At 35.7% G+C, this 13,499-nt stretch carries 14 protein-coding genes, 1 pseudogene and 1 riboswitch; of the genes and pseudogenes, 14 read left to right on the top strand and 1 reads right to left on the bottom strand.

The window, feature by feature from the left end; all coding sequences use genetic code 11:
- Positions 1-209 precede the first annotated feature (209 nt).
- The gene (locus EKL95_RS02310; protein ID WP_126563441.1) at positions 210-1,235 is read right to left on the bottom strand and encodes a LacI family DNA-binding transcriptional regulator; all 1,026 of its coding nucleotides are present in this window, start codon (positions 1,233-1,235) and stop codon (positions 210-212) included.
- A 340-nt stretch (positions 1,236-1,575) separates the two neighbouring features.
- Here EKL95_RS02310 and rplM point away from each other — a divergent pair, with 340 nt between their 5' ends.
- The 14 genes and pseudogenes from rplM (at position 1,576) to EKL95_RS02240 (ending at position 13,412) form a co-directional block, all read left to right on the top strand.
- On the top strand, positions 1,576-2,031 hold the full coding sequence (rplM, locus tag EKL95_RS02305) for a 50S ribosomal protein L13 (RefSeq protein ID WP_066080505.1): 456 nt from the start codon (positions 1,576-1,578) through the stop codon (positions 2,029-2,031).
- Entirely contained in the window at positions 2,031-2,417 is a 387-nt protein-coding gene (rpsI, locus tag EKL95_RS02300) for a 30S ribosomal protein S9 (protein WP_126453913.1), read from the top strand. Before rplM ends, rpsI begins: the two co-directional genes overlap by 1 nt.
- A 180-nt stretch (positions 2,418-2,597) precedes the next feature.
- Complete coding sequence (gene rpsB / locus EKL95_RS02295; RefSeq protein ID WP_126458268.1) at positions 2,598-3,401, top strand: 30S ribosomal protein S2; 804 nt, start codon at positions 2,598-2,600, stop codon at positions 3,399-3,401.
- 107 nt (positions 3,402-3,508) lie between these two features.
- Positions 3,509-4,333 (top strand): translation elongation factor Ts, encoded by an 825-nt coding sequence (tsf, locus tag EKL95_RS02290; RefSeq protein ID WP_126458271.1) that lies wholly within the window; start codon positions 3,509-3,511, stop codon positions 4,331-4,333.
- A 155-nt stretch (positions 4,334-4,488) separates the two neighbouring features.
- A pseudogene (locus EKL95_RS15395) lies at positions 4,489-4,927 on the top strand (queuosine precursor transporter); the annotation flags it as partial.
- A gap of 369 nt (positions 4,928-5,296) precedes the next feature.
- Complete coding sequence (locus EKL95_RS02280) at positions 5,297-6,670, top strand: S8 family peptidase (RefSeq protein WP_126563440.1); 1,374 nt, start codon at positions 5,297-5,299, stop codon at positions 6,668-6,670.
- A gap of 394 nt (positions 6,671-7,064) precedes the next feature.
- On the top strand, positions 7,065-7,718 hold the full coding sequence (locus EKL95_RS02275) for a queuosine precursor transporter (protein ID WP_126458277.1): 654 nt from the start codon (positions 7,065-7,067) through the stop codon (positions 7,716-7,718).
- Positions 7,719-7,720: 2 nt separating this feature from the next.
- Entirely contained in the window at positions 7,721-8,281 is a 561-nt protein-coding gene (locus tag EKL95_RS02270) for a DNA-3-methyladenine glycosylase I (RefSeq protein WP_126563439.1), read from the top strand.
- Between the two features lie 81 nt (positions 8,282-8,362).
- Positions 8,363-8,459, top strand: a riboswitch (TPP riboswitch).
- A 63-nt stretch (positions 8,460-8,522) separates the two neighbouring features.
- Positions 8,523-8,729, top strand: a complete 207-nt coding sequence (gene thiS, locus EKL95_RS02265; protein WP_126563438.1) for a sulfur carrier protein ThiS — start codon at positions 8,523-8,525, stop codon at positions 8,727-8,729.
- Between the two features lie 96 nt (positions 8,730-8,825).
- Complete coding sequence (thiC, locus tag EKL95_RS02260; protein WP_126563437.1) at positions 8,826-10,670, top strand: phosphomethylpyrimidine synthase ThiC; 1,845 nt, start codon at positions 8,826-8,828, stop codon at positions 10,668-10,670.
- 32 nt (positions 10,671-10,702) lie between these two features.
- On the top strand, positions 10,703-11,299 hold the full coding sequence (locus tag EKL95_RS02255; protein ID WP_126458289.1) for a thiamine phosphate synthase: 597 nt from the start codon (positions 10,703-10,705) through the stop codon (positions 11,297-11,299).
- Positions 11,275-12,030: a hydroxymethylpyrimidine/phosphomethylpyrimidine kinase gene (locus tag EKL95_RS02250; RefSeq protein WP_126458292.1), complete on the top strand. Its 756-nt coding sequence runs from the start codon at positions 11,275-11,277 to the stop codon at positions 12,028-12,030. Before EKL95_RS02255 ends, EKL95_RS02250 begins: the two co-directional genes overlap by 25 nt.
- On the top strand, positions 12,023-12,655 hold the full coding sequence (locus EKL95_RS02245; protein ID WP_126563436.1) for a thiamine phosphate synthase: 633 nt from the start codon (positions 12,023-12,025) through the stop codon (positions 12,653-12,655). Before EKL95_RS02250 ends, EKL95_RS02245 begins: the two co-directional genes overlap by 8 nt.
- Positions 12,642-13,412, top strand: a complete 771-nt coding sequence (locus EKL95_RS02240; protein WP_126563435.1) for a thiazole synthase — start codon at positions 12,642-12,644, stop codon at positions 13,410-13,412. The genes EKL95_RS02245 and EKL95_RS02240 overlap by 14 nt, the downstream gene beginning before the upstream one ends.
- Positions 13,413-13,499 lie beyond the last annotated feature (87 nt).

Genomic DNA, 13,499 nt, shown 5'->3' with positions numbered 1-13,499 from the left:
ATTTTAGATTTGTGTACATTTGAATTTTTCGATTATAGTTCCTACTATAAAATTAGAAAATCACAACCATTTATTAATTTGATTTTTAATTTTATGTATTCAATAAAAACAAAAAAAGAGCAGTTTTTATGCTATGGGGCATTGTACAAACCCTTTTTCGGGTTCATTTCATTGCTAAACGTGATTCCGCAGGATTGCTATAATACCTTCTACAGTTTTCTTGTTGACTCCCTTTCTTTCAATTTTGTCTTAATGACAACCGTTTCATAGGGAATGTGTTCTTCTTTAGATTCCAGTCGATCAATAAGTAGTTTAGCAGCAACTTCGCCTATTTCTATGCCATGCTGACTGACCGTGGTCAAACTGGGAGACAACCTACGGGAGGCGAGTATACCATCTGCAAAACCTATGATAGAAAGTGCTTCGGGAATTTTATATCCTTTTTTGAGTCCAATTCTCAAAGCAGCTACGGAGTCATTTTCGTCCAAAGCAAAAATCCCGTCAATTGTATTTGTATCAAAAATATTTTCTATGAGATTATTTAGATTTTCATCACAATCAGTTCTCAAAATTATAGCCTTATTAATGGGTATGTTGTTGATTTCTAGGGCTTTCATATAGCCGTCAGCGCGCAATTTCCCGACACTCAAATTATCAACTGAAGAAAACAGCGCTATGTTTTTGCACCCTAAATCAATTAAATGTTGGGTAGAATCTAGGGCCGAATCAAAATCATCTACAATAACTTTGTCACAATCAACGCCATCCGCAATTCGATCAAACATCACAATAGGAGTTCCATCATTAATGATTGCCGAAAAATGACTGTATTCCTGATTTTTTTGAGCCTCTTCAGAAACCGAAACAATAAATCCGTCGATAGTACCATTGCTGAGCATCTCCAAAGTATGCGCTTCTTTATCCAAAGATTCATTTGAAATACACATAATCACATTGTATCCTTTTTCATCAGCCACTTTCTCGATACCACTAAATACTTTGGCAAAGAAAGAATTCAAAATATTAGGAATAATCACCCCAATGGTTCTTGTTTTCCTGTTTTTTAGGTTCAAACCAATTACGTTAGGTTTGTAATTTTTTAGCTTTGCGTATTCTTTTATTTTTATTTTAGTTAACTCACTAATTTCCGGACTATCATTAAGTGCTTTTGAAACTGTAGAAACAGAAACATTCAGTTCTTTTGCGATTTGTTTTAGTGTAGCTCTGGCTTTCATAAAAAAATGTTTATTGTAATTAATAAAGAAAAAAGGGACAAGATGTAAATAAATAGAATATTAACAATTAGATCGACAAAAATAGCGATTATAATATAAAAATTGGCTCTGAAAAATGAGGAATATTCAATAAATTTACATAAAAATTCACAACAAAACAATCTATCGACGGTTTCGATTAATTCTAAATTCATTGCCGGAAAAATATTTCAAATATACATTTGATAATCAGCACTAAAACAAGAAAAAAATAATCTTTTAAGGTATTTGTATTTAAAATAATTAATTGTACTTTTGCAACCCCTTTATTGGGGATGGAATGTTTAATTAAAATAATATTATGGACGCATTAAGCTACAAGACACAATCAGCAAGCAAAGCCACCGTTACAAAAGAGTGGATTGTTGTAGATGCTGATGGGCATAACTTAGGTCGTATGGCTTCGAAGATCGCAATGATCCTTAGAGGTAAGTACAAAGCAAGTTATACGCCACACGTTGACTGTGGAGATAACGTAATTGTTATCAACTCAGAAAAAATCAACCTTACAGGGAACAAGATGAAAGAAAAAACTTACATCCGTCACACTGGTTATCCTGGAGGACAAAGAACTTTAACTGCTGAAGTATTGCAATCAAAAAACCCTGCATTACTAGTTGAAAAAGCAATAAAAGGAATGCTACCTAAAAACAAATTAGGTGCTGAGCTTTTTAGAAATTTAAATGTTGTTGTAGGATCAGAGCACAAACAAGGCGCTCAAAAACCTAGAACAGTTAACCTTAACGATCTTAAGTAATGGGAGTTATTCACAAAATCGGTAGAAGAAAAACCGCTGTTGCACGTGTTTATGTTTCGGAAGGAACAGGAGTAATCACTGTAAACAAAAAAGCATTCGAAACATACTTCCCAACTGCAACGTTACAGTACAAAGTATTACAACCTATGTCTATGACAGAAAATGTAACAAATTTTGATGTAAAAGTGAACGTTTACGGAGGTGGTTCAACTGGACAAGCAGAAGCAGTAAGAATGGCATTGGCACGTGTTATGTGTGAAGTAAATGCTGAAAACAGAGCGATACTGAAACCAGAAGGTTTATTGACAAGAGATCCAAGAATGGTTGAACGTAAGAAATTCGGTCAGAAGAAAGCTCGTAAGAGATTCCAATTCTCTAAACGTTAATAGTACCTGTCTTGTATTATTTATACAAGACGTATTGATTATTAAATTTAAAAACAATGTTGTTGTTGTCCCGTTGAGACGGGAAATTAGTTTAGCATCTAAATGAAACCCAATTAAAAGATTGAATCTTTAAATTAAAAAGGAACATTGCTAATCAACAGAACGTAAACTAAACAAAAAATGTCAAACAAAGTAGAAGTAAAAGAATTACTAGAAGCAGGTGTACACTTCGGACACATGACTAGAAAATGGGATCCAAATATGGCCCCTTACATTTATATGGAGCGTAATGGTATACACATTATCAATCTTTATAAAACAGCAGCAAAAATTGAAGAAGCGAATGACGCTTTGAAAAAAATCGCTGCATCAGGTAGAAAAATATTATTCGTAGCTACCAAAAAACAAGCAAAAGACATCGTAGCTGAAAAAGCTAAAGCTGCAAACATGCCTTACATCACTGAAAGATGGCCTGGTGGAATGCTAACTAACTTCGTAACTATACGTAAAGCTGTTAAAAAAATGGCAACTATTGATAAAATGAAGAAAGATGGTACTTTCATGACCCTTTCTAAAAAAGAGCGTTTGCAAGTAGATCGTCTTCGTGCTAAATTAGAGAAAAACTTAGGTTCAATCGCTGACATGTCAAGACTACCAGCTGCATTGTTCGTAGTTGATATCAAAGCGGAACACATCGCAATAAAAGAAGCTCAAAAATTAAACATTCCAGTTTTCGCAATGGTGGATACCAATTCTGACCCAAGAGAGGTTGAATTTGTAATCCCATCTAACGATGATGCTTCTAAATCAATTGACAAAATCTTAACTTTAGTAACTGGTGCAATTATCGAAGGACTTTCTGATAGAGGATCTGACAAAGAAACTGATCTTCCTGTTGCTGCTGAAGTAGTAGCTCCTGTTGCTGCTGAAGTAGTTGTTCCTGTTACCGAAACAGTAGCTCCAACTCCTGCAACTGAAGAATAAAAATAAATTTAAAGATTGAAGAATTTAAAGATAAAAATTATTGATTGTAAAATTAATGATGAAGTCTTTAAATTTCTCAATCTTTTAATCTTTAAAATAAAAAAATTATGGCAACAATTACTGCTGCAGACGTAAATAAATTAAGAACAATCACTGGTGCAGGAATGATGGACTGCAAAAAAGCCTTGGTTGAAGCAGAAGGAGATTTTGATTTAGCGATCGAAAACTTACGTAAAAAAGGACAAAAAGTAGCTGCAAACCGTTCTGATAGAGAATCTACAGAAGGTGCTGCAATTGCTGTTGTAAATGCTGATAAAACTGCTGGAGTTGTAATCACCTTAAACTGTGAGACTGACTTTGTAGGAATGAATGAAAGCTTCGTGAAAATGGCTACTGAAATGGCTAATCTAGCATTGAACTTCAATACAAAAGAAGAATTTTTAGCAGCTGATTTCAACGGAATCACTGTTGCTGATAAATTAATCGAACAAACTGGTGTTATCGGTGAAAAATTAGAAATCAGAACTTTCGAGAAATTAGAAGGTGCCTTTATCGGATCTTACATTCACTCCGGAAACAAAATTGCTACTTTAGTGGCGCTATCTGCAAATGTAGAGGGTGCTGAAGAAGTTTCAAGAAACGTATCGATGCAAGCAGCTGCAATGGCTCCAATAGCTTTAGACGAAACGGGTGTTGATGCTGACACCATCGCTAAAGAAATAGAAATTGCTAAAGATATCCTACGTCAAGAAGGTAAACCAGAAGCAATGCTAGACAATATTGCTAAAGGTAAATTGGCTCGTTTCTTTAAAGATAATACTTTAGTAAACCAAGATTATATCAAAGACAACAAAATGAGCGTTGCTGCTTATGTTAAATCTTTAGATAAAGATCTTATCGTTACCGGTTTCAAAAGAGCTGCGTTAGGATAATTTTTTCAAAATTTACGACAGAATCTTAAATTTATTTATATTCTGTTTAAAAATTATAAATCCCATTCGTTCACTCGAATGGGATTTTTTTATTCCCTAAAAACCACTTCCAAAAAATAAATTAAAACACTAAATTTGAATATTAATTGTTTTTTATGTTCAAAACCAAAAAAGAACTTGTCTTTGTTATTCTTGCCGGAATCTTCATTACTAACGCTGTTACCGCAGAACTCATCGGTGGAAAACTGATACAAATAGATCCGTTTGTAATGAGTATCGGCATTTTACCTTGGCCTATTGTTTTCCTGACTACTGATTTAATCAATGAATACTTTGGAGAAAAAGGAGTAAAAAATTATCTTTAATTACCGCTTTTTTAATTACTTATGCGTTCAACCTCTTGTTTTTATCCATAAATACTCCCGTGGCAAAAGGGATAATCCCGGTAAATGACGAACAGTTTTTGAACAAAGCATGTGGGTTATTGTGGGTAGTATTATTGCGTTCCTAGTTTCTCAATTGATAGACGTAACTGTTTTTTGGTTTTTCAAAAACCGTACAGGAAATAAAAAAATCTGGCTCAGAGAAACAGGTTTCAAAAGAGCTGAGTTAGGATAAATTGATTTTTTGATTTCAGATTATAATATTTGAACTCAGATTTATATACAACCTATTTCAAAGAGATTTGAAATGGGTTTTTTTATCGGATTCATTCATTCAAAAAGAACTCTTAAACATATTAGATTATAAAAAGCTGAACTTCATGCAGTGTCCATTAACCACTAACAATTTAAATTAAAATAGCTTATAAATACAAAACGAAAATTCCTACCTAAAAACGCGCATCGTAAAAATTTAACATAAAACGACCATCACCTAAAATTATTTATATTTTTACCGAAAACGTTATCGTTACCTTATTTTTTTAATACTTTTAACTTTTTAAACCAAAAACTCAAATTTATGAAGAATTTATTTATTGCATCCCTAGTCTTGTTCGCATTTTTCTCTTGTACTGATGAAAATTTAAATTCAACAGAAGTAGTACAAAATAAGGTACAACCAAGTTATGTTGCGAACCAACTACTTATTAAATTTAAACCTACAGAAACTGGAGCTAAAACATCAACAAACATTTTATCTCTAATTGGAGGAACTACAGTAGAAGTTATTAACACTAATTCTATGAAAACTTCCACTGCTAAAACAAACACTACAGGTGGAAAAATTTTATTGGTAAATTCAAAGTTAGGCACAATGGAAGCTATTGAGCTTATTAAAGATTTACAAGGAGTAGAGTATGCAGAGCCAAACTGGATATACAATCATTTTGCAGTTTCAAATGACACTTATTATACTAATGGTTCACTTTGGGGCATGTATGGATCTACAACTTCTCCATCGAATCAGTTTGGTTCGCAAGCCGCAGCTGCTTGGGCAAACAATAAGTTAGGATCAGCTACTGTGTATATCGGTATTATTGACGAAGGTTATATGTACACTCATGAAGATCTAGCAGCCAATGCAGGTAAAAACCCAGGTGAAATAGATGGTAATGGTATAGATGATGATAGCAATGGCCTTGTTGACGATGTGTATGGCTATGATTTTGCCGCAAACGATAATACTGTTTTTGACGGAGTTGACGATGACCACGGAACACATGTTGCCGGTACTATTGGTGCTGTAGGAGGTAATGGAAAAGGTGTTGCTGGTGTTGTATGGAATGTAAAAATGATAAACGCTAAATTTTTAGGTGGAACAGGCGGAACATTAGCAAATGCAATTAAAGCAATTGACTATTTCACTGATCTAAAAACAAGACATGGCTTAAACATTGTAGCTACTAATAACTCTTGGGGAGGAGGAGGATTCTCACAAGGTCTTCAGGATGCAATTGAGAGAGCCAATACTGCTGGAATACTGTTCATTGCTGCTGCAGGGAATAGTGGAACTGACAATGACACCACACCAAGTTATCCTGCAAGTTATCCTAACGCAAATGTAATCGCCGTTGCATCAATTACCAATACAGGAGCTCTATCAAGTTTCTCTCAATTTGGCGCTACCTCTGTTGATTTAGGCGCTCCTGGTTCAGGAATATGGTCAACAGTACCTGCAAGATCTAAAGGTAAGTTTGTATCTAGCTATGCTAGTTATAACGGAACTTCAATGGCAACTCCACATGTGTCAGGAGCGGCTGCATTATACGCATCTTTGAATCCTGGTGCAACAGCTGCACAAATTAAAGCAGCACTATTGAACAGTGCTACTCCTACTTCCTCTTTATCTGGAAAATGTTTAACAGGAGGTAGATTGAATGTAAGCGGATTTTAATCCAATTAAAACTAATTAAACAAAGGAGTCCACAAGTTGGGCTCTTTTTTTATGGTCATATTTTTTTTCAATACCGTTCAAAAAATCCATATTTTTAAAATATCCTAAGTAGAGGATGAATAGCAAAAGCTATGTTAGATAAGACTGCTAAGCACAAATTGACTTATTTAATGTAAAAATTTGAACTTAATAATCGGAAAAATATCTCTAGCCAAAATATTAAAGTTACATGATTCTTCTTTTTCACTAATTTGATTATAAATTAATTAAACGATTTTATTCAATAAAAATGAAAAAAAATAGAATCATGTTTAGAATAAATTTACATCGAAAACAACAATACAAATTAATACTTTTCAATTAAAACACTAAATTTGGATATTAATTGTTTTTTATGTTCAAAACCAAAAAAGAACTTGTATTTGTTATTCTTGCCGGAATCTTTATCACTAATGCCGTTACGGCAGAACTCATCGGTGGGAAATTGATACAAATAGGTCCGTTTGTAATGAGCATCGGCATTTTGCCTTGGCCTATTGTTTTCCTGACTACTGATTTAATCAATGAATACTTTGGAGAAAAAGGAGTAAAGAAATTGTCCTTAATCACTGCCGGTTTAATCGCCTACTCTTTCCTTGTTTTACTTTTCGCGATCAATATACCAGCCGCAAAAGGAATCAGTCCAGTCAATGATGAGCAGTTTTTTGCCGTTTTTGGACAAAGCATGTGGATCATAGTGGGAAGTATCATTGCGTTCCTAGTTTCTCAATTGATAGATGTAACCGTTTTTTGGTTTTTCAAAAACCGTACAGGAAACAAAAAAATATGGCTCAGAGCCACGGGTTCTACTATCATTTCGCAATTATTCGATTCTTTTATTGTGTTGGGAATTGCTTTTTGGTTGCCCGGCAAAATAAACTTTGACGTTTTTCTAACCTCCGCCTTGACAGGATATACCTTCAAACTTGGAATTGCCATTCTCTTGACTCCTTTAATTTACTTGGGCCACTACATTATAAAAAACTATTTAGCGGCAGAAAAAGAATAATTATGGATAAAAAAACAAGATGTGGTTGGTGCACTTCCAGCGATTTATACAAAAAATACCACGACGAAGAATGGGGCGTTCCAGTATATAAGGACCAAAAATTATTTGAATTTCTAATCTTAGAAACTTTCCAAGCCGGACTAAGTTGGATTACAATCCTAAAAAAGAGAGAAAATTTCCAATTGGCTTTTGATGATTTTGACTATAAAAAAATAGCATTTTATACCGAAAATAAAATTCAGGAATTACTCCTTGATGCAGGAATTATTCGCAATCAGTTAAAAATTCGCGCAGCAGTTTCTAATGCTACTGCCTTTATGAAAGTACAAGAGGAATTTGGCGGTTTTTCAAAATATATTTGGGAATTTACTGGAGGAAAACCCATTCAAAACAACCGACAATCTCTAAAAGAAGTTCCTGCAACCACTCCACTTTCGGATAAAATAAGCAAAGATTTGAAAAAACGCGGATTCAAATTCGTCGGTTCTACAGTAGTTTATGCACTCATGCAAGCCACCGGAATGGTTGATGATCACGTTGCAGATTGCTGGAAAAAACAGTAGTGAGTAATCCGTTTTCGACATTTAAATTATCAAATAAAACTTTAAATCCGAAACTTTAATCAAAAAAACCATTACATTTGTTTCACACTTTAGGGGTGTCTACAACATTGTAGGCTGAGAATTACCCTCTGAACCTGATCTAGTTCATACTAGCGTAGGGAAAAGTAAGATGACTTCCTAGTATATTTATGTACTCTTGTAGCCATTCCTAAAGTATAACTGTATACTAAATTCAAAAGGAATGGAACTCAAAATCAACAATCAAACGAAACAATTTGCAACTGACAGTCTTACTGTTCAGGCACTTCTTGACTTGGAAATTCCCATAAAACAAAACGGAATTGCCGTAGCCATAAACAATAGTATAATTCCAAAATCCGACTGGAATTCCCACATCATACAAGAAACCGATAACATTCTCATCATCTCTGCAACTCAAGGAGGATAACCATTTTAATTTAAAGATTGAAAGATTAAAATATTTATCAAATCCACTCTTCAATCTTTCAATTTTTTAATACTTAAATCTTTCAATAAAAAAAACATGAAATACGAAGAAAAAATATCAACCACTCCTTTTCCTAATTCTACAAAAATTTATGTAGATGGAACCATTCATCCCATAAAAGTAGCGATGCGAGAAATTGCATTGACTGACACTAAAATGTCAAATGGCAGAATAGAAAAAAACCCGCCTGTAACCGTTTATGACACTTCGGGCCCATTTACCGACCCAAATATCGAAATTGACATTCGAAAAGGACTGCCCCGCATTCGTGAACAATGGATTCTGGATCGTAATGATGTCGAAGAATTAAGTGAAACCTCTTCCGAATACGGGAAAAAGCGTTTGAATGACGAAAAACTAAACGAATTGCGTTTCGAATATTTGCACAAACCTAAGCGTGCCAAAAAAGGAGCCAACGTTTCCCAATTGTATTATGCAAAACAAGGAATCATTACTCCAGAAATGGAATACATAGCCATTCGTGAAAACCAACGCTTGGAGTTGATAAACGAACAAACCAAAGCCATGCAACACCAACACGAAGGAAATAGTTGGGGCGCAAACACTCCCTCTCCTTCGGGCCGGGCTGGGGTGGGGAAAATCACCCCTGAATTTGTCCGAAGCGAAGTAGCCAGAGGACGTGCCATTATTCCAAATAACATCAACCACCCAGAAAGTGAGCCTATGATTGTAGGTCGTAACTTCTTAGTGAAAATTAATGCTAACATTGGCAACAGCGCCGTAACCTCAACAATCGAAGAAGAAGTAGAAAAAGCAGTTTGGGCATGCCGCTGGGGAGCTGACACGATTATGGATTTATCAACCGGTAAAAACATTCACGAAACCAGAGAATGGATTATCCGAAATTCTCCTGTGCCAATTGGAACCGTGCCTATTTACCAAGCTTTGGAAAAAGTAAATGGCGTGGCCGAAGATCTCACTTGGGAAGTTTATCGTGATACGCTAATCGAACAAGCGGAACAAGGGGTTTCCTATTTTACCATCCATGCCGGTGTTTTATTGCGCTACATCCATTTGACTGCTGAACGTGTTACCGGTATTGTTTCCCGTGGAGGCTCTATCATGGCAAAATGGTGTTTGTTTCACCATAAAGAAAACTTTCTTTACACCCATTTTGAAGACATTTGCGAAATTATGAAACAATATGATGTAGCGTTTTCATTAGGAGATGGGTTACGTCCCGGTTCTATTGCCGATGCGAATGATGCCGCTCAGTTTGCAGAGCTGGAAACACTTGGCGAACTGACAAAAATCGCCTGGAAACACGATGTTCAGGTATTTATTGAAGGCCCTGGCCACGTACCCATGCACATGATTAAGGAAAACATGGACAAACAATTAGAGCACTGTGATGAAGCTCCTTTTTATACTTTAGGACCATTAACTACTGATATTGCTCCAGGTTATGATCACATCACCTCTGCCATTGGCGCGGCTATGATTGGCTGGTATGGTTGTGCGATGTTATGCTACGTGACACCAAAAGAACACCTTGGTTTACCCAACAAAAAAGACGTTAAAGACGGCGTAATCACGTATAAGATTTCGGCTCATGCTGCTGATTTGGCCAAAGGGCATCCTGGATCGCAATACCGTGACAATGCCTTGAGCAAAGCCCGTTTTGAATTCCGTTGGGAAGACCAATTCAACTTGTCCTTAGATCCCGATACTGCTCGTGAATTTCATGATGAAACATTACCAGCAGATGGTGCCAAAGTAGCTCATTTTTGTTCCATGTGTGGACCAAAATTTTGTTCTATGAAAATTTCACAAGAAATTCGCGATGTAGCTGAAGCCGAAAAAGGCATGAAAGAAAAATCAAAAGAATTTGTAGAAAGCGGCAAAGAAATTTACTTATAAGACTGTAGAAGAAAGAGGAAAGAAAAAAGATTATGATCGTAATCACAAATCCAATTCCTGTAATTAATGAAATCGACACCATTCATTCTCTTTTTGAGAATGGACTGGAGTTGCTTCATATTCGGAAACCTGATTTTTCAGAAACAGAAATGAACGCTTTTTTATCCGAAATAAAATCAGATTTCCGTCAGCAAGTGGTTTTGCACAGTCATCACCAACTGGCTTTAGCATCTGGAATACATCGGATTCATTTTACAGAAAAAGCAAGAATTGAAACATCGGAGAAAAGTTTAAAAAACTGGAAAGAAAGTGGATTTAAACTCTCTACTTCGATTCATCAAATGATTGATTTTGAAGAACTACCTACTGTTTTTGCTTATGCTTTTTTTGGTCCTGTTTTCGAAAGTATTTCAAAACCAAAGTATGCTTCGGATATTGACTTTAAAAAAGCATTGCAACAAAGGAAGAATAACGAAACTTCATTAGTAGCACTTGGTGGAATTACAGCTGATAAAATTAAAACGGCATTAAAATATGGCTTTGATGATGTGGCACTTTTAGGTGCCATTTGGAATAGTAACCATCCAATAGAAAATTTTAAACAATGCAAGAAAACAGACCTTTCGTAGTAACAATTGCAGGCTTTGATCCTTCTGGAGGCGCGGGAGTTTTAGCAGACATCAAGACATTCGAGCAACATCACGTTTATGGTTTTGCCGTCAATACCGGTAACACCATTCAAACCGAAAATCAGTTCTTCGAAATGCACTGGACTGACCAAGCTTTCGTTTTGAGATCATTGGACAAATTGTTTGAAAATTATGCTATCAAAGCCGTAAAAATTGGAATTGTTCCTTCACTGGATTATTTAAAAAAAATTGTTTTTGCTATAAAAAAGCTTTCGCCAAAAACAAAGATCGTTTGGGATACCGTTTTAAAATCTACAACCGAATTCCGTTTTATAACTATAGAAAATCAAGTTGTTTTGATCGAAATATTGAAAAAAATAGATTTGATAACACCCAATTACAATGAAATTTTACAGCTTTCCGCAGCAGAAAAAAAACCTGATTTAATTGCTCACGAGCTGTCAAAACAGTGCGCTGTATTACTAAAAGGTGGTCACAATCCTCTGGCAATTGGTGTTGACTGTTTGTATACCGGAAAGGAAATCTTCATGCTTACGCCAAATAACACTTCGGTTTTCGAGAAACACGGCTCTGGCTGTGTATTATCATCAGCGATTACAGCCAATTTAGCTTTGGGATTAGACCTGAAAACAGCTTGCATCAATGCCAAAAAATATATAGAAACCTATTTACAATCTAATCAAACCAAATTAGGATACCATCATGTATAATAAGCTACACTACATTTCGCAAGGAAATACTGTCGAAGAACAATTGCACAATATTCACAAAGCACTGGACAATGGCTGCCATTGGATACAATTGCGATTCAAAAATCAAAACGCGCTTGAAGTTTTCACTTTGGCGGAAGCCGTAAAAATGTTATGTAAAGAATATTTAGCCACTTTTATCATCAATGACAACGTGCATTTGGTAAAGCAATTGGATGCCGATGGCGTTCATTTGGGTTTAAGTGACATGAAAGTGGAAGAAGCAAGACTAATTTTAGGAAAAACAAAAATTATTGGAGGAACGGCAAATACTTTTGAAGATGTATTCCAAAGAACAGCCGAAAACTGTGATTATATAGGTCTGGGTCCATTTCAATTTACGACAACCAAACAAAATCTAAGTCCCATTTTAGGATTGGAAGGGTATCGATTGATTATCCAACAAATGAAAATAAAAAACATCCAAATTCCCATTTATGCCATTGGAGGAATCAAACTAGAAAACGTAGAAGACCTGATGGAAACTGGAATTCAAGGTATTGCAGTTTCTGGTTTGATCACCCAAAGCAAAAATCCATCTCAACTCATCAATCAACTTAACGACAAATTATATGGTACCATTTAAAATAGGAGACAAGACCTTTCATTCCCGCTTGTTTTTAGGCACAGGAAAATTCGGTTCTAATCAACAGATGGAAGAAGCCATTTTAGCCTCTGGAACCGAGTTAGTAACCGTAGCGCTAAAACGTATCGATTTAGAAACGGAAACCGATGCCATTTTATCCCATCTCAAACATCCGCTGATTAATTTGCTACCCAATACTTCTGGCGCACGAAATGCCAAAGAAGCGGTTTTTGCGGCACAACTAGCACGAGAAGCGTTGGAGACTAATTGGCTTAAACTGGAAATTCATCCCGATCCAAAATATTTGATGCCCGATGCAATCGAAACCTTAAAAGCTACGGAAGCTTTAGCCAAATTAGGGTTTATCGTTTTGCCTTACATCCATGCGGATCCCGTTTTATGTAAACGACTGGAAGACGCAGGAACTTCGGCGGTGATGCCTTTAGGTTCTCCAATTGGTAGCAACAAAGGATTAAAAACGATCGATTTTTTAGAAATAATAATTGAACAGAGCAGAGTTCCCGTGATTATAGATGCCGGAATTGGCGCACCATCCGACGCAGCAAAAGCCATGGAACTTGGAGCTGATGCGGTTTTAGTAAACACAGCAATTGCCGTGGCAAGAAATCCTATATTGATGGCAGAGGCTTTCAGAGAAGCCGTTATTGCAGGTCGAAAAGCCTACGAAGCACAATTAGCACAAAAAGTAAATCATGCAATGGCCTCAAGTCCTTTGACTGCGTTTTTGTATGAGTAATATGTTTTTGGTCTATTTACAAGAAAACTGTTGAAAAAATAGCACGCAGATTTCACTTATTTATACAGCTAAAATTAAAAAAAACGG

Source organism: Flavobacterium sp. LB2P53, from assembly GCF_003970305.1.
Classification (GTDB): Bacteria; Bacteroidota; Bacteroidia; order Flavobacteriales; family Flavobacteriaceae; genus Flavobacterium.
The sequence above is the reverse complement of the archived record's forward strand: the minus strand, read 5'-3'. Positions and strand labels throughout refer to the sequence as shown.

Excerpts from the sequence above, each read along its gene's own strand:
- EKL95_RS02240 (WP_126563435.1), top strand. The coding sequence starts at position 12,642 with ATGGTACCATTTAAAATAGGAGACAAGACCTTTCATTCCCGCTTGTTT.
- EKL95_RS02275 (WP_126458277.1), top strand. The coding sequence starts at position 7,065 with ATGTTCAAAACCAAAAAAGAACTTGTATTTGTTATTCTTGCCGGAATC.
- EKL95_RS02270 (WP_126563439.1), top strand. The coding sequence starts at position 7,721 with ATGGATAAAAAAACAAGATGTGGTTGGTGCACTTCCAGCGATTTATAC.
- tsf (WP_126458271.1), top strand. The coding sequence starts at position 3,509 with ATGGCAACAATTACTGCTGCAGACGTAAATAAATTAAGAACAATCACT.
- EKL95_RS02255 (WP_126458289.1), top strand. The coding sequence starts at position 10,703 with ATGATCGTAATCACAAATCCAATTCCTGTAATTAATGAAATCGACACC.
- rpsB (WP_126458268.1), top strand. The coding sequence starts at position 2,598 with ATGTCAAACAAAGTAGAAGTAAAAGAATTACTAGAAGCAGGTGTACAC.
- EKL95_RS02250 (WP_126458292.1), top strand. The coding sequence starts at position 11,275 with ATGCAAGAAAACAGACCTTTCGTAGTAACAATTGCAGGCTTTGATCCT.
- thiS (WP_126563438.1), top strand. The coding sequence starts at position 8,523 with ATGGAACTCAAAATCAACAATCAAACGAAACAATTTGCAACTGACAGT.
- EKL95_RS02280 (WP_126563440.1), top strand. The coding sequence starts at position 5,297 with ATGAAGAATTTATTTATTGCATCCCTAGTCTTGTTCGCATTTTTCTCT.
- EKL95_RS02245 (WP_126563436.1), top strand. The coding sequence starts at position 12,023 with ATGTATAATAAGCTACACTACATTTCGCAAGGAAATACTGTCGAAGAA.
- thiC (WP_126563437.1), top strand. The coding sequence starts at position 8,826 with ATGAAATACGAAGAAAAAATATCAACCACTCCTTTTCCTAATTCTACA.
- rpsI (WP_126453913.1), top strand. The coding sequence starts at position 2,031 with ATGGGAGTTATTCACAAAATCGGTAGAAGAAAAACCGCTGTTGCACGT.
- rplM (WP_066080505.1), top strand. The coding sequence starts at position 1,576 with ATGGACGCATTAAGCTACAAGACACAATCAGCAAGCAAAGCCACCGTT.
- EKL95_RS02310 (WP_126563441.1), bottom strand. The coding sequence starts at position 1,235 with ATGAAAGCCAGAGCTACACTAAAACAAATCGCAAAAGAACTGAATGTT.